Origin of the sequence: Halopseudomonas oceani (assembly GCF_963677335.1) — a bacterium.
Taxonomy (GTDB): Bacteria; Pseudomonadota; Gammaproteobacteria; order Pseudomonadales; family Pseudomonadaceae; genus Halopseudomonas; species Halopseudomonas oceani.
Window position 1 is genome coordinate 2135719 of sequence record NZ_OY781932.1, and the last position, 17491, is coordinate 2153209.

At 59.4% G+C, this 17491-nt stretch carries 17 protein-coding genes; 8 read left to right on the forward strand and 9 right to left on the reverse strand.

Annotated elements, in window-relative coordinates; all coding sequences use genetic code 11:
- Nucleotides 1-48: 48 nt before the first annotated feature.
- From ACKPCU_RS10020 to ACKPCU_RS10035, 4 genes are all read right to left on the reverse strand, one after another.
- Entirely contained in the window at nt 49-807 is a 759-nt protein-coding gene (locus ACKPCU_RS10020) for a hypothetical protein (protein ID WP_321346342.1), read from the reverse strand.
- Nucleotides 807-4208, reverse strand: a complete 3402-nt coding sequence (locus tag ACKPCU_RS10025) for a T6SS effector BTH_I2691 family protein (protein ID WP_321346344.1) — start codon at nt 4206-4208, stop codon at nt 807-809. The genes ACKPCU_RS10020 and ACKPCU_RS10025 overlap by 1 nt, the downstream gene beginning before the upstream one ends.
- Complete coding sequence (locus tag ACKPCU_RS10030; protein WP_321346346.1) at nt 4192-5076, reverse strand: DUF4123 domain-containing protein; 885 nt, start codon at nt 5074-5076, stop codon at nt 4192-4194. The genes ACKPCU_RS10025 and ACKPCU_RS10030 overlap by 17 nt, the downstream gene beginning before the upstream one ends.
- A gap of 298 nt (nt 5077-5374) precedes the next feature.
- On the reverse strand, nt 5375-5659 hold the full coding sequence (locus ACKPCU_RS10035; RefSeq protein ID WP_104738569.1) for an antibiotic biosynthesis monooxygenase family protein: 285 nt from the start codon (nt 5657-5659) through the stop codon (nt 5375-5377).
- A 130-nt stretch (nt 5660-5789) separates the two neighbouring features.
- On the opposite strand from ACKPCU_RS10035, the gene tusA reads away from it, so the two are divergent.
- The gene (gene tusA, locus ACKPCU_RS10040; RefSeq protein WP_321346350.1) at nt 5790-6023 is read left to right on the forward strand and encodes a sulfurtransferase TusA; all 234 of its coding nucleotides are present in this window, start codon (nt 5790-5792) and stop codon (nt 6021-6023) included.
- An 8-nt stretch (nt 6024-6031) separates the two neighbouring features.
- Here the strand turns inward: tusA and ACKPCU_RS10045 are convergent, their stop codons facing one another.
- Complete coding sequence (locus tag ACKPCU_RS10045) at nt 6032-7105, reverse strand: DUF3080 family protein (protein WP_321346351.1); 1074 nt, start codon at nt 7103-7105, stop codon at nt 6032-6034.
- 14 nt (nt 7106-7119) lie between these two features.
- Nucleotides 7120-8511, reverse strand: a complete 1392-nt coding sequence (locus tag ACKPCU_RS10050) for an MATE family efflux transporter (protein ID WP_104738571.1) — start codon at nt 8509-8511, stop codon at nt 7120-7122.
- A 144-nt stretch (nt 8512-8655) separates the two neighbouring features.
- Between ACKPCU_RS10050 and ACKPCU_RS10055 the strand changes: the two genes are divergently transcribed.
- Nucleotides 8656-9189, forward strand: coding sequence for an elongation factor P hydroxylase (locus tag ACKPCU_RS10055; protein WP_104738698.1), 534 nt, complete (start codon nt 8656-8658; stop codon nt 9187-9189).
- Here ACKPCU_RS10055 and ACKPCU_RS10060 read toward each other — a convergent pair.
- A complete protein-coding gene (locus ACKPCU_RS10060; RefSeq protein ID WP_104738572.1) occupies nt 9186-10082 on the reverse strand; it encodes an alpha/beta fold hydrolase in 897 nt (298 codons plus the stop codon). The two genes, ACKPCU_RS10055 and ACKPCU_RS10060, sit on opposite strands and share 4 nt — an antisense overlap.
- A gap of 416 nt (nt 10083-10498) precedes the next feature.
- Here ACKPCU_RS10060 and pdxB point away from each other — a divergent pair, with 416 nt between their 5' ends.
- Nucleotides 10499-11638 carry a 4-phosphoerythronate dehydrogenase PdxB gene (gene pdxB / locus ACKPCU_RS10065; protein WP_321346355.1) on the forward strand — a complete coding sequence of 380 codons (1140 nt, stop codon included), beginning with the start codon at nt 10499-10501 and terminating at the stop codon, nt 11636-11638.
- Here the strand turns inward: pdxB and ACKPCU_RS10070 are convergent.
- Nucleotides 11628-11816: a PA1571 family protein gene (locus ACKPCU_RS10070; protein WP_229744428.1), complete on the reverse strand. Its 189-nt coding sequence runs from the start codon at nt 11814-11816 to the stop codon at nt 11628-11630. The genes pdxB and ACKPCU_RS10070 overlap by 11 nt on opposite strands.
- 81 nt (nt 11817-11897) lie before the next feature.
- Between ACKPCU_RS10070 and ACKPCU_RS10075 the strand changes: the two genes are divergently transcribed.
- The 5 genes from ACKPCU_RS10075 (at nt 11898) to ACKPCU_RS10095 (ending at nt 16392) form a co-directional block, all read left to right on the forward strand.
- Entirely contained in the window at nt 11898-13055 is a 1158-nt protein-coding gene (locus tag ACKPCU_RS10075; protein ID WP_321346359.1) for an ATP-NAD kinase family protein, read from the forward strand.
- A gap of 97 nt (nt 13056-13152) precedes the next feature.
- Nucleotides 13153-13659 (forward strand): hypothetical protein, encoded by a 507-nt coding sequence (locus ACKPCU_RS10080; protein WP_104738575.1) that lies wholly within the window; start codon nt 13153-13155, stop codon nt 13657-13659.
- 13 nt (nt 13660-13672) lie between these two features.
- Nucleotides 13673-14374, forward strand: coding sequence for an esterase/lipase family protein (locus ACKPCU_RS10085; RefSeq protein WP_321346361.1), 702 nt, complete (start codon nt 13673-13675; stop codon nt 14372-14374).
- Nucleotides 14375-14384: 10 nt separating this feature from the next.
- Entirely contained in the window at nt 14385-14639 is a 255-nt protein-coding gene (locus tag ACKPCU_RS10090; protein WP_321346362.1) for a ribosomal protein L7/L12, read from the forward strand.
- Between the two features lie 190 nt (nt 14640-14829).
- Nucleotides 14830-16392, forward strand: a complete 1563-nt coding sequence (locus tag ACKPCU_RS10095; RefSeq protein WP_321346364.1) for an outer membrane protein assembly factor BamD — start codon at nt 14830-14832, stop codon at nt 16390-16392.
- 104 nt (nt 16393-16496) lie between these two features.
- Here the strand turns inward: ACKPCU_RS10095 and htpX are convergent, their stop codons facing one another.
- The gene (gene htpX / locus ACKPCU_RS10100) at nt 16497-17390 is read right to left on the reverse strand and encodes a protease HtpX (protein WP_321346367.1); all 894 of its coding nucleotides are present in this window, start codon (nt 17388-17390) and stop codon (nt 16497-16499) included.
- Nucleotides 17391-17491: the final 101 nt, after the last annotated feature.

Here is a 17491-nt window from a genome sequence, read left to right on the forward strand (position 1 = left end):
TCGGGCTGGTTTATAGGTGTGTGTGCTGCCTTTTGATGGCTGGGCTCATTACAATTCGTATATTTGCCGGCCGGGTGTGAGTTCGATGTCGGGTATTCGGTCCTTAACCATGGCAATCACTTCGGTCTGCTGATCTTTACGGAAGTACAGTCGGACATCCTGGCTGGTGAACTGCTCGGGATTTTCTATCTGGGCTGCGTACTCGGCGGGCAGTTCGTAGGGCAGTGTTAGCACGATGAGGCCTTGCTCGGCGTCGAGCATCGCCTCCAGCACCTCGCTCCACAGATACTCATCATGATGAAAGTCCTGCCAGTAGGTTTGGTAGCTCGAGTCGCCACCCACCGAGGCCAGTCCGATCCCCACCAAAGCTGGGCCGGCCAATGCGGCAATGGATAGCGCCGGGTTGCTGATCAATAGCATCAACAACACCCCAATCATCAGGAAAGGGAATACACGCAGGAAGATAAACACCATGTCAGGAATGTCTTGCCAGCGGCAGACCTCCAAGTGCTCGGAGGTTGCGCGGTAGACAAAGACGGTTTTTTGCATGGCGTCTTTGTAAAAGAGAAACCAGCCAAGCAAAACGGAAATATAAAAAACACCTGCATAGCGGCCTTCGCCAAGTAACATGCTATATAGCCCTACGGCGGCTCCAAGAGTGCACGGCACAATGATGGAGTCACCGCGGTTCATGATTTTGTGGTCTATCGCTTTTACCGTCCACGCCATTGCTGCAGGATCTTCTGCATGTCCCCACTTCATTTTTTCTGATAGCTCTGCTGTTTTGTTCCATGAGGTCCTTCTCATTAAATGACTCCCAAATTAAAGCTGGACTTTGAACTTTTTCTCACATGCTCATAAGGGGATGTGGTGATACTAGCGAGTTTGAATTGTCCATATTTTACGTAAGGATTTTCATGCAACGTGTCCGCCTGTATTCCGGCCAGGTCGATGCTGAATCGATATCCGAGATTGTCGGGGCGTTGCAGCACAGGAGGTGGATAGTTGATGCTGATGTCTAGTCTGTCCATGCCACGGGAGCGTGGTATGTGAACTAGCCAGATACGCCAGTCAGTCGTCTTGTAAGCAGGCCAAGCCGTGTTCGGATGATTGCGCGTTCCAAGGGAATCCCATTCACCAAGCTCGTTGAACTCAATCCAGCGACCCTCTGACATATATCCCGAGTACATGCCCGCGCGGTAGCCGGTTTCTCTGTCAGAGCGAAACCAATTACCCTCAGTGACCATCATCGGGTAGAGGCTTATCGTTTGTCCGGCGATGCTCGGAGGGAAAATCAGCTTTAGCCAAACACCGTCTTCTTGTGTTTTCGCAATAATGGTAGGGCGCAGCAACACTTCGTGCAAAGCTCTTAGTTCGTCTGTATTTCCCTGCGTGGTATTTTCCCAGAAACTTTTGTCTGATTTCCCCCAGCGGCTGCGGTAGAGCCAAAGTTCTAACCCACTTAGTTTCAAAGCATCGGCAATTATTGATGCTGTCAGGTACAGGACGCCAAGTAGCGCTATTGCTATGGTAATCCAGGGGGCAAAGAAAACCCCCGCTGCTCTGCTTCCGATAAAAGCTCCTATCGCTCGAGATAGCTGAGCCATTGAGAAAAGACCCATTCCGAATGTAGCTAGTTGCTTTATCTGCAGCGCTAAAGCTCTGTTCGCTGATTTTGCTTGATTTATCTCGTCGTTTTGATGCCAGAATTCGGCTGCCGCGGCAATAACAGAAAGCGCAGACACTGCAATTGCTCGCATTGCAAAACTCTTGAACAGTGCCTTGTGCTCTAAGCCGCTTTCCCACTTATGGGCCGCAGCACTGGTAAGTCGGATTAGTTGCGGTTTAGCCCCGGTAGTTGTAACCGAGCCCGTTAGACCACTAATCTTCGACCACGCCGGTATCAACGTCATTGTGGCCAGGCTCGCCAGCATGCTGCTGGCGGCCGTGCTCACTGCTAACTGGTCTTGCCGGTTCCATTCGCCACTAGCGCCGGCTGCGGTCATGGCCTCGTGGAAGTTCCAGATGTTGAGGACGGTGACCAGGCCGGCGAGACCTTGGGCGGCGTTGCGTTTTGTCCATTCGTTTACCCGTTTGAGGTAGGCGCCATAGTCTCGTGCTTTCAGTTCCAGCTGTTGCGCCAGCTCCGCACGGACCAGGGTCTGTATGGAGTAGGTGCGGTGCTCAGTATGAGTACGCAGGGTCTGGGTGTTGAGTTCGCCGCTGGCCAGAACCTTGTTTGGGATCTCCAGCATGAGGGAGTCGAGCTGGCGTTTGAGCTGATGGACGTCCCTTACCGCTGCCATGCGATCGTGGGCTCTGCCTATCCTCACGACACGGCTTTGGGCGTCAATGCGGCGAGTGAGCTGAGTGACCTTGCGCATCCAGGCGGCGTGTTTTTGCCGGTATTGACCGTCGATCACCAGAAACGGGCGGGTTTCGTTGGTCAGGCTATGTATGGATACCGAGATAGACGCATGGGCAATGGTTTTCCAGCGCGGCGCATGGCGGCTGCTGATGGCGGGAAGCAGCTTGAATTCGAATGCTTGCCAGGTCTTTTCGTAGTTGGCAGCTGCGACGCGCAGTAAGGTTTCGTAGGCTTTCTGCGCTGGCCTGCTCAGGCGCTGAAAGATCGCGCTGTTGCGGATGGTTTCGTTGCTGAGGACGTCGCTGATTTCCTGTGTGCGCTTGGCGACGGAGGCACTGGTCGCCAGGGATATGCCGTCCTCTTCGACGAACTCCTTGGCCAGTTGCTCGATACCTGAGGCGAGCTCTGCGTCGAAGTTGTAGTTGGCCAGACCAATCAGCGTTTTGGGGATGGCGTAGTCCTCAATCACCCATTGCTGCGCTTGCTGATCGTGGGCGAGGAAGGACAGCCAGGCGTCAGCGTGGTTGATCAGGCTCAGGCACTGTTCTTCGTCCGTCTGATCGAGAAATAGCCCCAGTGGGTCAGGTCCCAGTCTCTTTAACCAGGTGATCAGGTCTTGCAGGCAGGGCGTCAGTCTGGCGTGTATATCCTCGAGCTCTTGCTCTTTTTCCAGTGCGAAGGTTTGTGATTCCTCAAAGCGCACCTGGTCGCGCAGGGTTTCCCGCGTGCCCCATTGTTCAACCAGACCGTCCAGTTTGGCCGGCATATCCTGCCCGTATCCGCTAATCAGTTGCTGCTGGTGTTGTTCCAACGTCTGGCCCGCGGCGATTGCGCTGATTCCATCCGTTGGTCTGTTCAATTCCTTCAGGTAGCGCGCCTTGGCAGTGAGATAGTCCTGCGCCTTCTGTTTGAATGCGTGAAAGGCTTCTGGTGACAGCCCCATCTCTGACTCCAGCGGAGAGAAATCAACACCGGCCAGCAGTTCGATATGTTGAGCTATGGTCAGCTTGTGCAGGTGTTGCTCTTCGAACTGGCTGAGTTCGAGCGCCGGTCCGGCGCTCTGCATGCTGAGGTCATCAAGGATGCCAAGATGATCGTCCAGCGCGATGAACAGGGCGGAGTCCTGGTCGGGTACGCTGGCAAGCACTGTGTTGCTGCCCAGGACCGGTTTGTGTGTGGCGTCTTCACCTGTGGCCTGTGTGGGCAGCGTGGTGCTGTCGAAGCGCTGGCCGGGGACTGCTGTGCCGTTGTCGATATCGGCGACTGTCTCGCCCAAGTGCCTCAGCGGGGCGCAGTGGGGTGCCGAGAGCGTTTTGGCATAGGTGGCCAAATCGAGTCCACGCATCCATTTTTCCTGGTTCACCGGCTCCTGCATGCGCTCGTGTGTCCAGGCCGTCCACCGCTCGGCTGAGTAGGCGATATACAGCTGGTGTTGGCGTGGGTACAGCAGATGGCTGAGGCCATTTGAGCAGGCAAGTGGTTGACCTGCAGCACGGGCGCTGCTGGCGACTTTGCTGAAGCGAGCGCCGATTATCTGGTATTCGTCCCGGGTATTGGCGGTGCGGTCGATCACATACAGCCAACCGTCACGCAGTTGCCGCAGGGTATAGCTGCGCTGGTTCAGCACTGGCAGTGATTGGTGGCCCTGCCAGTGCGGTGGAATAGGATTGGGGCCGGGCTGGTCAGAACTGTCCGAGGCCTCATCAATCGCGTAACGCACCGGGAAGATGGCGAGCTCTTGCTCCTGGAGCGGGCACTGAGCGGCTGCGCTGGCGGGTTTGTCTTCGAAGATGGCCCAGAGGCTTTCCAGTAGTGCCTGTTCTCTATGCAGGATGGTCATGGTTCTCGGCATTCCTTGCGATAGCGCATACGCAGTTGCGGTAGTAGTGCTGCAGTTGTTGGTCGGGTGTTTGCGGGGGCTGCTGCTTAACCTGCGCAAGCCCGCGTTGGAACGCGCCCTGGGGGGCGACTGCAAAGTCGCTGCCATCACGCAGGCTGAGGTCGCACCACACCGCGATGCTGCGCTCGGTGCTGAGACCAAAGGCTTCGGCATCCGCGAGGCGTGCGTCGAACCAGGCATCCAGTGCATGTTTGGGAATCGCCGCAAGGGCTGTTTTTCGGTTTTTTTGCAGCCAGCGGTAAAGGCGCTCTTTCAACTGGTGTTGGTAGGCTTGCTGCAGGGCTGACAGCTGCGGGTGCCCGAGTGGTAAGACGGGAAGCGCGTTTTCGGTTGCTCGCGGGGCGGGGCTGAAATCGTGCCAGCGCGACGGTTGTTGCGGGAGCAGTGCGCTGGATGGCGCAGCGATACGCCAGCGCGTGATTGGTCCCATAACCGCGCGAAGGGTGTCGGCGTGGTAGCTGTGCAGCCAGAACCAGGCGACCAATGGATCGGCATAACGCAGCAGGGTTTCTCCGCCGGTAACGTCGGAGACGTGATTAAAGCGGCGCAGGTGAATGGCGACAGCGTTCAGGCTCAAGTGACTGCTGAGCTCGGCGGCGCTTGAGTGCAGCGCTAGGTCGGTTTCGAATTCAAGGAAAAGACCGGAAGCGGGATCGGCGCTTACCAATAGCGGGCCAAGATCGGCTGCGCCGTGCCAGGGGGTATCGAAATAGAGCGGTTCGACTTCCAGCACTTCATTGCGTCCATACAGGCGCGCGAGCGCATCGGGGTAGCGCGCGCCATCGATCAGCAGGTATCGACGCATCATGTCCTGATACCCGCTGTTGGCGCATTGTGCGCTCGGTCGATGCTGTCCGGGTACAGAGCATGCTGTACTGCGGTAAATAGGGCGAACATCCGTGTTCCTTGCTATGCGATCCATGCGGCGTTCGAGCGATAGCGCTCAGGCCGTGGAGCAAAGCTTAGGGGCGTCGCCAGACAATGGCTGTGAAAAGCTCGGAAAAATTGGAGGCAGTGCGCATTTGCTGACAAAAATGCACTGATTCAGGCATCACGCCAGAGTCGCCGGATGCTCTCTGGCGTGGTTGGTCGCTACGCTGAACGGATTACAGCGGCTCAAGCAGGGTGATGCGCTCTTCTTCAAGCAGAATGGGAGCGAAGTTGCTGATGGCGTCGCGGCGGGCTTCCGATTCTTCCCAGCGCTGCCAGGAGTGGATGTTCTGCCAGGTCACCATAATGACCCGCCGGTTAGGATGTTCCAGATCCCTGAACGACTCACCCGAGATGAACCCAGGCGACTGGATGGCCGCCGACAGTACGCGCCGGGCTACCTCTTCGTAGGGTACTTCCAGACCTTCTGCAATATCCCTTTCAATCAACACCTTGATCATGCTTTTTCCTTACCCGTTTCGGGGTGTTGCGTCTTGACGACTTTCCCTTCCAGTGTCGGTCGACAGGCTGCGTCTGGCAAGCACTGCGGCATTTCGGGATAATCGTCGTTTTCTGCTGCGGGACCTGCCCATGTCTGATGCCATCGCTACTCTCGATACCCAGGGCTTGATGTGCCCCGAGCCGGTCATGATGCTGCACAATGCGGTGCGCGACATGGCCGCCGGTGAGCTCCTGCAGGTGCTCGCGACGGACCCTTCTACCCAGCGCGATATCCCGCGTTTCTGCAGCTTCCTCGGCCATGAGCTGGTTGACCAGAACGAGACGGATGGCGTTTTTCACTACCTGATTCGCAAGGCAGGCTGAGCGGCGTCTCAGGGCGTCTGCCAGCCGGCTTGCCCGGGGGCTGACTGGCAGGTACCAAGCACGTCCTGCCAGGCCTGAGTGTGTTCATCCACTGCCTGCCGGTAGCTATCCCACAACGCCTCTGGAGTACCCGCCAAGCGATCCAGCGCCTGCGCTGTGGCAGGTGGGATATGCGCAACAGCACGTAATTGCTCGATCTGCGCGGCCCAGGGTTCGCCGAGCCGTTGCAGTTGCGCCAGATAGGGTTGGATCTCGCCGGCGTAGAACAAGACAAAGACGTTGAGCAGAATCTTCGACCGCTCTGATGGCTGGTTCATCGGGCACAAATAGGTTGCTGGTTGTGCTCGCAGCATCGCGGTGGCCTGCTGCAGGCCGTGACGGGTTTGTGCCAGGGCGGTAATCAGCTGGCTGCTGCGTTGACTGCGTTGCAGGGCCTGGAATAGCGGGTCCAGTTCGCTTACCGGCGGGGGGAGTCGGGCGGGCAGGGCGCTGCCAATCGCCGTCAACTGCTGCAACGCAGGCAGTCCCGCGTCGGTCAGGGCGTCGCTGGAGACGGGCAACGGCTCGGTCGCGAAGCGCAGGTAGTGCTCTGTCTCGCTGCTGGCGTTGATCGCGTTCCAGAACACCGCCGGTAACTGGCTGCGCTTGCGCTCGGCGATGTCGCTCAGCTCGGTCAGCAGCTCCTGCTGCTGCGGATCGTCTGCAAGGCTTTGCCGACAGCTGTCCAGTGCGCGCAGCAGCTCCCCCTCGTAGCCCAGGCGGCTACTCCAGGGCATGACCTTGCCGAGCACGCTATTACGTTCGGCAATGCGCTGTTGCAACGGCTTGCATTGGTTTACGTCGATCAGCAGGTCCAGCAGGCTGATGCGTTCAGCGGGGATGTCGTAGAGCCGATCACGCCGTTCGGGCAGTCGATATTGACTGAGTTGGTCGGGATTGAACGGGGTGAACTGCTGCCTGAGTACGCGGGCGACGCGATCCAGATAATTGTCCATCTGCCGCTCTGCGTCGGGCGTTGGCTGGCAGCCGACACATAGCGCGGTGATGGACAACAGGGCGAGCAGAACGGGCAGTGAGCGCATGGCGCCAGTATGCCCTAGTGGTGAAGCCCGCGCTGGTGAATGGGTTTACGGCTGACGTTGCGCAGCCGCAAGCCGAGAAACAGTGCTGCGCTGCTCAGGCCAACGATCAGTCCGAGCCAGAAGCCGGCAGGGCCTCTGGCCGGCCCGAGCCAGTCGGTCAGGCCGAGTAGGTAACCGGTCGGCAGACCGATCAGCCAGTAGGCGACCATGGTCAGCAGCATTGGCAGGCGGGTGTCCTGGAAGCCGCGCAGCGCGCCAGCGCAGGCCACCTGCACCGCATCCGAGAACTGGTACAGCGCAGCGAGAACGAACAAGCTGGAGGCGAGAGCCAGTACCTGCGGGTCCTGGGTGTAGATCAGCGGGATCTGGTTGGCCAGGGTGAACATGATGATGGCAGCGATGGCGGCAAACAGCAGCGCTAGGACCAGCCCTACCTTCGTCGTCAGCATGGCATCACGGGCGCCGCCGCGCCCCAGGTTGTGCCCCACGCGGACGGTGATGGCCAGCCCCAGACTGAAGGGCACCATGAACGCCAGCGAGGTGAAGTTGAGGGTGACCTGGTGGGCGGCTACCACGATGGCACCGAGACTGCCGATCAACAGCGCGATCACCGCGAACATACTGGTTTCGGCAAACAATGCGATGCCGATCGGGAAGCCCAGGCCGATCAGCTCGCCCTGGGTTCGCGCCTTCGGCCAGTCAAACCGTTCGAACAGGCCGCAGGGCTGATAGAACGACGCGCGCTTGAGGTGCACCAGCAGGCAGCCCAGCATCGCCCACATGACGATCGCCGTGGCGACGCCGCAGCCGACCGCGCCCATGGCCGGGAAGCCGAATTTACCGTAGACCAGCACGTAGTTGGCGGGGACGTTGATCAGCAGTCCGATGAAGCCGATGAGCATCGCCGGCTTGGTGCGCGAGAGACCGTCGCTTAGCCCGCGCAGAGCCAGCATGACACCGACCGCCGGGAAGCCGAGGGAGATGGCCAGCAGGTAGTTGAGCGTCACCGGGATCAGCAGTGGATCGACCTCCATCCAGCCCAGCACCGGTCGCATCAGGTTGAGAAACAGCATGCAGCCGCAGCCGATCATCAGCCCCAGCCAGGCGCCCTGGCGCACCAGCGCACCGGTTTCACTGATACGGCCGGCCCCATTGGCGGCAGCAACCTTGGAGGTGACGATCATCATCACCCCGGTGAGAAACAGCAGGGTCGGAATCCAGAACGAGTTACCCAATGCCACAGCTGCCAGCGCTTCGGCGCTGACGCGTCCGGCCATGGCGGTGTCGACAAAACCCAGCAGGGTATGTGCCAGCTGCGCCGCGATGATCGGGAGCACCAGCGCAATCAGCGCGCGCAGTTCTGTTACAATGCGCGCCCGAGCGGGTAGGGGAGGAGTGCTGGTCATTCTGGCCGGACCTGACGTCAAAACCGCCCATGCTAGCAAGTTGCGGCATATTGTCCAGCTGCACCGTCACGCTGCTTGCTGGTGTTTCGCCCGGGGCCGGTTCGAGCGCTGGCGCTCAGTCATTCAGCACCCATGGTTTTCAGCATGCATCACGACTGTCAGGACCTGATTCGCCTGTTCGACGAGTGTTTTCTCGCCGACCTCAACACCTGTCTGCGGGGCGGCTATCCGGAGCCCGAATACCTGCCGGCCGATGCAGCGCATCCGCGCCACCGTATCCTGTTTACCCGTGATTACTTTCGCAGCGCATTGCATGAGGTTGCACACTGGTGTGTTGCCGGGCCGGAGCGTCGGCTGTTGCCAGACTTTGGTTACTGGTATGCGCCGGATGGGCGCACCGCTGAGCAGCAGCGCACCTTCGAGCAGGTTGAGGTCAAGCCGCAGGCGTTGGAGATGATCTTTTGTCTGGCTGCCGGGCACCGTTTTGACGTGAGTACCGATAACCTGAGCGGCGAGCAGACCGACGCCTCACCCTTCCGGGAGAGGGTGCACGCGCAGGCGCGGGTTTATCTGCAGCAAGGCATGGGCGAGCGGCCAACCCGGTTCGCACACGCCTTGCTCGACGCCTATCAGCCGGGTCGGGCGCTCGATGTCGGCCTGCTGGAGCCGCTGGTCTAGACCGTCATCGGGATGACCTGCGCACCGCGCGGCCTGTGTTGCTCAACTGGCTCAGGGGCGACGAGGGCATCCGGTGCAAGGTACTGCAGCACCGCATCGCGAGTCTGAATCCAGGCTTCGCGGCTCTCCATATCCAGAAAATGTCCGGCGCCCTGTATCGTGGCAAAACTGCTTCGGCGTACGTAGCGGTTGAAATCGCGGGCGTCCTCGACGCTGGTATAGCGGTCCCGGTCGCCGTTGATGAACAGGATTGGCACGTCAATATCGGCGCTGCCGCGCAGATAGCATCGCGTATCTTGGGTCAGTACCTGACTGACGTGGAACGCCATCTGATGGTACTCGTGTTCTTCCAGACTGATGATGTGACGGAAGTTGAAGCGTTTGACCAGCGATGGCAGGTATTCACCAATGGTTGAGTTGAGCAGCTCGCCCAGCTGGCGGCGTTCGGCGTTGAGCAGCAGGTCGATGCCGCGTTCCAGATAGGCACGCATGGCCGAGTTGATGACCGGCGAAAACGCCAGCACGATAGCCTTTTGCAGTCGCTTCGGGCGTTGAGCCAATGCCAGCAGAGCCGAGGCGCCACCCCACGAAAAGGACATCAGGTGATCGGCTTGATAGTGCTCGATCAGCTCCAGCAGGATTCCGGCTTCCTGCTCCTTGGTAATCGGCCGCCGGTTGCTGTTGAGCGGCTTTGACTGACCCGCGTACGGCTCATCAAATAACACCACATTGAAGTGCGGCTGCAGGTAGCGCACCGTCTGCGCGAACGAGGCCGTGGTGGCCAATGAGCCGTTGACCAGAATGACCGTACCGCGCGGTGCCGGGCTGGCGTAATAATGGGTGTGGATGCGAAATAGCCCCAGTGTTTCTACAACATCGTGTTCTGCTTTCATGTTCCCTGTCTCCGGAATTGGCTGGACCCGGCCGCCGCTGGCGGGTCATACAGGGCAGTTGCAGGCAAATGGCCGTAAACAAGCAAAATCGCCAGGCAGGTCGATGCGCGACCGCTGTGATTGTGGTTATGGCGACAGGGGTGGTGAGGACAGTTCCGGGGGCGGCGCAGTGGGCAGTGCGTCGATGCTCCCGTTACTCAGGCAGGTCCTGCAAGGTGAGGCAGTGCCTCAAAAAACGCTTGGAATCATTATCAGACCGAAAAGTCACATTCGAACTGTGGGTTTCAGTTAAGCAGCGGCGTTGTCTCGGTGCAAGCGGTTGTTGCAACAAAGCGACAAAATGCGCAGCCGGGTGGACAGCGCTGCCACCGACGCTCGACAATGTTCCGCGTTCCTTCTGCCAAGTGACCCCCCACATGCATATCGTTGCCGACGAAAATATCCCCCTGCTGCAGGCCTTCTTTGCCGATCAAGGTCGGCTGACGACGCTGCCCGGGCGCAGTATCCGCCGTGGGCACTTGCTGGACGCCGATGCGCTGCTGGTGCGTTCGGTGACGCGGGTTGACCCAGCGCTGCTCGAGGGCACGCCGGTACAGTTTGTCGGTACCTGCACCATTGGCACGGATCACCTGGATTTGCCGGGGCTGGCGACGGCAGGAATTACGGTTGCCAGCGCACCGGGCTGCAACGCCCGCGGTGTGGTCGAGTATGTGCTCAGTTGTCTGTTGACCCTGTCGGAGCGAACCGGCCTGCCGTGGCGTGAGCGCCGGGTGGGTATCGTCGGTGTTGGCGAAGTGGGTAGTCGGCTGGCGGCAACGCTTGGTGCGCTGGGCGTGGAGTGCGTGCTGTGCGATCCGCCGCGGGCCGCTCGTGGCGAGGCCGGTTTTGTCGAGCTGGATGCGCTGCTGGCGCAGGTCGACGTGGTCAGTTGTCACGTCCCGCTGACCCGCAACGGCCCGGATGCAACCTGGCACCTGCTGGATGCGCCTCGGTTAATGGCGCTGCAGCACGGGACCTGGCTGATCAACAGTAGCCGAGGGCCGGTGATCGACAATCATGCATTGTCTGTGCTGCTGGCTGAACGTCCCGATGTGCAGGTGGCGTTGGATGTATGGGAGCTGGAGCCGCAGGTCGATACCGCATTGCTCAAGCTGTGTGCGTTGGGAACGCCGCATATTGCCGGCTACAGTCTCGATGGCAAGCTACGCGGTACCGAGCAGATTTATCAGGCCTGGTGTCGGCACCGTGGTGAGCAGCCTCGGCTGACACTGCAGGCGCTGGCGCCGGAGGCGGGATGTGCGCAGCTGCAGTTCAGCGCCGAGACGCCGGCCCAGTGGCTGCTGGAAAAGGCGCTGCGTCAGGTGTATGACGTGCGTGATGATGATGCCCGGTTTCGGGCGATGATGATGCCGCTGGCCGGTCAGAGCACCGGGGCTGCATTTGATACGTTGCGCAAGGACTATCCGTTGCGTCGTGAGTGTCCGCAGGTGAGGATTCTGCACGCGGATGGGGAAGGGCAGGCCGCGCTGATGGCGGCCGCCGGATTCAATGTTTAAAGCGCGGTTGCGCAGCCACCCACTGACGGTCCAGTTGTTCGCAGGCGTGCTGGATCATCTGTTCGGTGATGGCGATTTCACGGCCGTGTTCGTCGATGATGTGGCCACCGACACAGTGAGCCGGGTGAACCAGAATCTCGGCGGTTTCACGACAAGGTTTAAGGGCAGGCACGTTCATGGTTGTCTCCCGTTATCAGTCAGGTTCAGCCGCGTTGGCAGCTGAACGCAGGATATGGCATTGGCATGACGGATTTGTGACATGGAAAACCCGGTAGCAGAGCATCACAACACCCGTTTTTGTCTGGGGTTGATTATCAACCCGCTGGCGGGGGTAGGCGGCCGTGCGGCGCTCAAGGGCTCCGATGGCGTGGCCGAGCAGGCATTGGCCATGGGCGTTGAACCGCAGGCGCACAGCCGCGTCCGGCAGGCGCTGGCATCGCTGCTGCCGCTGCGCGATCGCATCCGGTTGCTGGCTGCCCCAGGGGTGATGGGGGCTGATTTGCTGGCCGACATGGGCTTTGAGTGCGAGGTAGTCGGGGCGCTGTCTTGCCCACCGGAAACATCTGCTGAAGACACTGAGACCATTGCCCGGCAGATGAGTGATCAGGGTATTGATCTGTTGCTGTTTGCCGGTGGCGACGGGACCGCGCGTAACATCTGCAACCAGCTCGACGGGCGTCAGTTGGTGCTGGGTATTCCGGCGGGGGTCAAGATTCATTCCGGCGTGTATGCGGTCAATCCGCGGGCGGCCGGCGAGCTTGCTGCGCTGCTGGTGCAGGGCGAGCTGATTCGTCTGCGCGAGGCTGATGTGCGTGACATTGACGAGCAGGCCTTTCGTAATGGCCAGGTGCGCACCCGGCATTATGGCGAGCTCTCGGTGCCGGAGGAGGGACGTTTCGTCCAACAGGTGAAGCAGGGCGGGCGGGAAGTGGAAACCCTGGTGCTCGACGACATCGCCGCCGGTCTGCAGGAAGAGCAGGATGACAGTACTGGCTGGATTCTCGGTCCCGGCTCTACCACCCTTGGGTTGCTGGAGGCGATGGGACTCGAAGGTACGCTGCTGGGTGTCGATGTGTTGCTCGACGGTGAGCTAATCCTGCGCGATGCGACCGAGCAACAGCTCTGGGAGCTGGTCCGGCAAGGGGGCGACTGGCGCATTCTGGTTACCGCTATCGGTGGCCAGGGGCATATTCTCGGGCGCGGCAATCAGCAGTTGTCGCCGCGTGTCATTCGCGCTGTCGGGCTCGAAAATTTGCTGGTGGTGGCCACCAAAACCAAGCTGCGCAGTTTGTCCGGACGCCCGTTCCTGGTCGATACCGGTGACAGCCAGCTGGACAGCGAACTCAGCGGTCTGCGTCGGGTACTCAGCGGATATCGAGAAGAAATGTTGTATCCGGTCAGCTGGAAGGCGGAGTGAAGCAGGGCAGTCGTCGCCCGATTAGGGTAATTTGCTGATAACGCTCCGCTGAAGACATCGGTCCGCGGGTATTGTCATCTTCCGCTACAAGGCAGCAATGAACAGACGCGATATCAAGAAGGCCCATGAGCAAAGTGTGATTCGTTCCTTCAAACATTACCTGGAACGTGCTGGACGAACGTTGTCGATTGTCGGTTATCCGGACCCGCCGGATGCAGTTGTCGTGCTTGATGGCACGCCCAGCTGGATCGAGATTACCGATGCGTTTATTGGTGCTGACTTTGCCCGTAGCCTGACCAGTTTTGCTGCCGATGATGTGGAGTACATTCCCGTTGGGCGCGGAGTCGCACTCAACCCGGACGAAAGCTTCATCGAGGAGGTCGTTGCGGTGGTTGAGAAGAAGTACGCCAAGGCGTCCATTACTGAGGTGTTTGAGTCCAGCGGTGCGGGTATATTGCTGGTGGGGCTGTATTCCCCCTTTGTATTTGAGCGAGAGGTTGAGCATATTGTCGGGGTTTTATCAGCCATCAGGCAGCAGCACGATGATCGCTTCAGCGAACTCTACGTCTACAATGCGGCGCATGACTTTTTCCCGGTTCCGTGAGCCCGGTGGCTGCATGAGGTGGCTGCTGTTGGTCCTGTGTGTGGTGTTTCCGGTCGTGAGCAACGCGGATTGCGTGGTATTGCTGCATGGCCTGGCAAGAACACCTGACTCGATGGATACGCTGCAGGAGGCATTGGTCGAAGAGGGGTATGCGACCATCAACGACGGCTACCCTTCACGCGACTACGCCATTGAGCCGCTGGCCGAGATGGCCATTGCCCCGGCTATTGCCAGGTGCCCCGCAGACGGACAAATTCACTTTGTTACCCATTCCCTGGGCGGGATTCTGGTTCGCCAGTATCTGGGTACCCATCAGCTGGAACGCCTCGGCAGGGTGGTGATGCTGGGGCCGCCCAATGGCGGTAGCGAAGTGGTCGATGAGCTGGGCGATGTGCCGGGTTTTCACTTCCTCAATGGCGATGCGGGTATGCAGCTCGGCACGGGGACAATGAGTGTCCCTAATACCCTTGGCAAGGCCGATTTCGACGTTGGCATCATTGCGGGCACCCGTAGCGTGAATCTGTTCCTCTCAACGCTGATTCCGGGGCCAAACGACGGCAAGGTGTCCACGGAAAACACCAAGTTGGCGGGAATGCGCGACTATATCGAGCTGCCCGTTACTCATACCTTCATGATGAGCAACCAGAAGGTCATCGCGCAGGTCATTGCTTTCCTTGGGACTGGCAGCTTCGAGCACGTGGATGCGGCGGAATGAAGGCACAAGTATGAAAAGGGAACTGGATGTCCAGGTTGTAAGCGCGCTGCAGGACGGCCGTAAAATCGAGGCAATCAAGCTGCTGCGAGAGCAGCGCGGGATTGGCTTGAAAGAGGCTAAGGAGGTCATTGAGGAGTACTGTGAGCAACATGGACTGAACAGCTCCTCACGGGTACCGGAAGGAGGCGGTGGGCTGGTGCTGATAGGTGTGTTGGTGGTGCTTGGCTATCTGATCTATCGCTATGTGTTTGGGGCGGCGGTCTGAGCTGGCGGACCATCAAAACAACAAACGGCTTTTGCAGAAGTGCTTCGTTGCTGTTGAGCCATTTTGTGCACTTTCATCGCCCTGGTTGGTTCTGCACTAGCTAAACGACGGCGTTCACGCGGTCAGGAAGAATCGGGCTTACCATTAGCTGATGGGCAACGGTGGTGAGTGCACGCAAGGGAGTGGCTTCATGAGAAAAATCATTTTGGCGGCAGTGCTTTTGTCGCAGCTGGCCGGTTGTTCCAACTCGGAGGAGGAGGCCCGCACGCTGCTCAATCATGCTATTCAAGATTGGGATAGAGGCGAGTTGGCGTCAGCGGTTCAGGCGTTCGACCAGATAGAAGAGCAGTATCTGCATACCGCTGCAGCTACCGATGCCTTGAAGGAGCGAGCAGCGCGGGTTGATAACTACCGCCTTGGGTTCGGCCCGGAAGCAAATCAGCGGCGCAACCAGGGGATGGTGTCACGTGATGTTCTTCAGCACCTTGAAGCGGTATACCAGCGTAGCGGACGTTACCCGGCCGGGTTGAGTGAAGGGGAAGACGCCTATCAGGGCCAGTTTGCCGCGTATCTTGAGCGCTGCAGCTACCAGAGCAGGTTACCGCAGTACGGCTACCAGCTTGATTGCAGCAAGGCGGATGTTGCCTATCAACAGGAGCAGATGCGCAACGCGCGGTCCGTCGGTGGTCGGCACCTGCGCCGGTCCGGTGATGCTGGGGCGGGCGAAGCCATCAAATCTGCTGGTGATCTGCTGCCCGCAGCCAGCACCTGGGGCTCACGCCTTAACCCCTCTGGAGACATCCCCACCGGGCAGTTTCAGGCTTTCTATATCAATACCAAGCAACCGCAGCAGGTGATTGCCACAGAGACCGTGGATAACATCGCGATCAACTATGTTCGGGACGATTTCCACGGCATCGAATCGGGCGACTTCGGTGGCTATTGGGTCGGCAACCTCATGTTTGAGGAGCCGACCGTGAAGCGGATTTCGGTCAGTCAGAGCTGGGCCAAGTCACGCGTTCTGATTGATGGTCGGGTGCTCTATGAGGGCGGCTCCGATCAGTCGATGCTGTATCGCTTTGAACCGGGTGTGCACAAACTGGAGGTCGAGTACGTCAACAACTGGCACACCACCGAGTTCAACGTGGATATCGGCAGCGAACAGACCTATCTCGAGGTCAGTGAGGTTCGCGCACGCCTGGGTGAAGCGCTGCCGGCGGACGTGACCCTGTATTACGCTGGGGTCTATGAGAGCAGTGCGCAGGACCTGTCCATCGTGCTGAATCTGGAGCGCACAGAAGGGCCGGTCGCGCTGGTCCTGAGCTCCTACAGCCCGGTCAGGTGGTACCTGTCCAATCCGTTTGGTGTTGACGTCAGAGCAGTTGTGTACGGCGCCTACAAGCCGGGCTCTAGGCTGGACGGCGACCTGCCCGAGTCACTGCTCAGGTTGCCGGCTAAATCCCGGATCGGCTCTTACCGCGTGCGTGAAGACTGTAGTTGTACTGCTGGTACATTCCATTGTTCCGGCGGAAGTTTGGGGCCGACGCTGAGTGCGCTGAAGGGGTTGACGGGTGTGTCGCTGAGCGGCTTTTCCGGTAGCTATTCGGCATCCGCGTTGGCGGTTCCAGCCACCCGGATTGACGAGGCGTTTCTGGCTCAATTGGCGGCTGATGAGGCGAACATTGCTTCGCAGCGTGCCGCTTGCAAGGCAGAAAATGACCCTGATTTCGAGACGCTGCTGGGTGAGCCCTGAACGGGGTTGTCATTGGACGAAACGCTTCAGACAGCGCGGGTGGTTTGAAACAAAAAAGGGATCAGGTATAACGCCTGATCCCTTTCTTTTAGCCGTTTAATAACTCAGCGGTAGTTGCCTGCACGCAGCGCGGCGATGCGCTCATCCAGCGGCGGGTGGCTCATCAGCAGGCCAGCGAGGCCGTTCTTCAGGCCACCGTTGATACCGAAGGCAGTCATCTCGCCGGGTAGCTCAACCGGAATACCTTGCTCCGCTTTCAGGTGCTCCAGCGCTGCAATCATAGCGCCTGCCCCTGCCAGCTGGGCGCCGGCGGCATCGGCGCGGAACTCACGCTGACGGGAGAACCACATCACAATGATGCTGGCCAGAATACCCAGCACCAGCTCGGCGAAGATGGTGGCGATAAAGTACCCGATGCCGGGGCCGTCACTTTCGTTCTTGAATACCGCGCGATCAACAAAGTTGCCAATGATGCGGGCAAAGAACATGACGAAGGTGTTTACCACGCCCTGGATCAGCGACAGGGTGACCATGTCGCCATTGGCTACGTGACCGATCTCGTGTGCCATAACCGCCTTCACTTCGGCCGGGCTGAAGCGCTGCAACATGCCTTCAGACACGGCAACCAGCGACGCGTTCTTGTTCCAGCCGGTGGCAAACGCGTTTGGCGCTCGGGACGGGAAGATCGCCACTTCCGGCATGCCGATACCGGCGGTGCGCGCCAGCTCTTCAACGGTGCTGACCAGCCAGCGCTCCTGCTGGGTTTGCGGCTGTTCAATCACGCGGGCACCGGTGCTGCGCTTGGCCATCCACTTGGACAGGAACAGCGAAACGAAGGAGCCGGCAAAACCGAATACGGCACAGAAGATCAGCAGCGCCTGCAGGTTCATGCCGCCCTGGCCGTCGTGGACGCTGCCGACGCCCAGGAGACTGAGAGTGACACTGGCGACCAGAATTACAGCCACGTTGGTAGCCAGAAACAACAGAATTCGCATCATGAGGGTATCTATTCCTATCGAATGAAAACAGGCAGTTGCAGCCGTCTGGCAGAGCCGCTGGCCGCATGCATGGGGCTTATATTGGGCGAAAGCCGGCGTCT

Excerpts from the sequence above, each read along its gene's own strand:
- ACKPCU_RS10020 (WP_321346342.1), bottom strand. The coding sequence starts at position 807 with ATGAGAAGGACCTCATGGAACAAAACAGCAGAGCTATCAGAAAAAATG.
- ACKPCU_RS10025 (WP_321346344.1), bottom strand. The coding sequence starts at position 4,208 with ATGACCATCCTGCATAGAGAACAGGCACTACTGGAAAGCCTCTGGGCC.
- ACKPCU_RS10030 (WP_321346346.1), bottom strand. The coding sequence starts at position 5,076 with ATGATGCGTCGATACCTGCTGATCGATGGCGCGCGCTACCCCGATGCG.
- ACKPCU_RS10035 (WP_104738569.1), bottom strand. The coding sequence starts at position 5,659 with ATGATCAAGGTGTTGATTGAAAGGGATATTGCAGAAGGTCTGGAAGTA.
- tusA (WP_321346350.1), top strand. The coding sequence starts at position 5,790 with ATGTCTGATGCCATCGCTACTCTCGATACCCAGGGCTTGATGTGCCCC.
- ACKPCU_RS10045 (WP_321346351.1), bottom strand. The coding sequence starts at position 7,105 with ATGCGCTCACTGCCCGTTCTGCTCGCCCTGTTGTCCATCACCGCGCTA.
- ACKPCU_RS10050 (WP_104738571.1), bottom strand. The coding sequence starts at position 8,511 with ATGACCAGCACTCCTCCCCTACCCGCTCGGGCGCGCATTGTAACAGAA.
- ACKPCU_RS10055 (WP_104738698.1), top strand. The coding sequence starts at position 8,656 with ATGCATCACGACTGTCAGGACCTGATTCGCCTGTTCGACGAGTGTTTT.
- ACKPCU_RS10060 (WP_104738572.1), bottom strand. The coding sequence starts at position 10,082 with ATGAAAGCAGAACACGATGTTGTAGAAACACTGGGGCTATTTCGCATC.
- pdxB (WP_321346355.1), top strand. The coding sequence starts at position 10,499 with ATGCATATCGTTGCCGACGAAAATATCCCCCTGCTGCAGGCCTTCTTT.
- ACKPCU_RS10070 (WP_229744428.1), bottom strand. The coding sequence starts at position 11,816 with ATGAACGTGCCTGCCCTTAAACCTTGTCGTGAAACCGCCGAGATTCTG.
- ACKPCU_RS10075 (WP_321346359.1), top strand. The coding sequence starts at position 11,898 with ATGGAAAACCCGGTAGCAGAGCATCACAACACCCGTTTTTGTCTGGGG.
- ACKPCU_RS10080 (WP_104738575.1), top strand. The coding sequence starts at position 13,153 with ATGAACAGACGCGATATCAAGAAGGCCCATGAGCAAAGTGTGATTCGT.
- ACKPCU_RS10085 (WP_321346361.1), top strand. The coding sequence starts at position 13,673 with ATGAGGTGGCTGCTGTTGGTCCTGTGTGTGGTGTTTCCGGTCGTGAGC.
- ACKPCU_RS10090 (WP_321346362.1), top strand. The coding sequence starts at position 14,385 with ATGAAAAGGGAACTGGATGTCCAGGTTGTAAGCGCGCTGCAGGACGGC.
- ACKPCU_RS10095 (WP_321346364.1), top strand. The coding sequence starts at position 14,830 with ATGAGAAAAATCATTTTGGCGGCAGTGCTTTTGTCGCAGCTGGCCGGT.
- htpX (WP_321346367.1), bottom strand. The coding sequence starts at position 17,390 with ATGATGCGAATTCTGTTGTTTCTGGCTACCAACGTGGCTGTAATTCTG.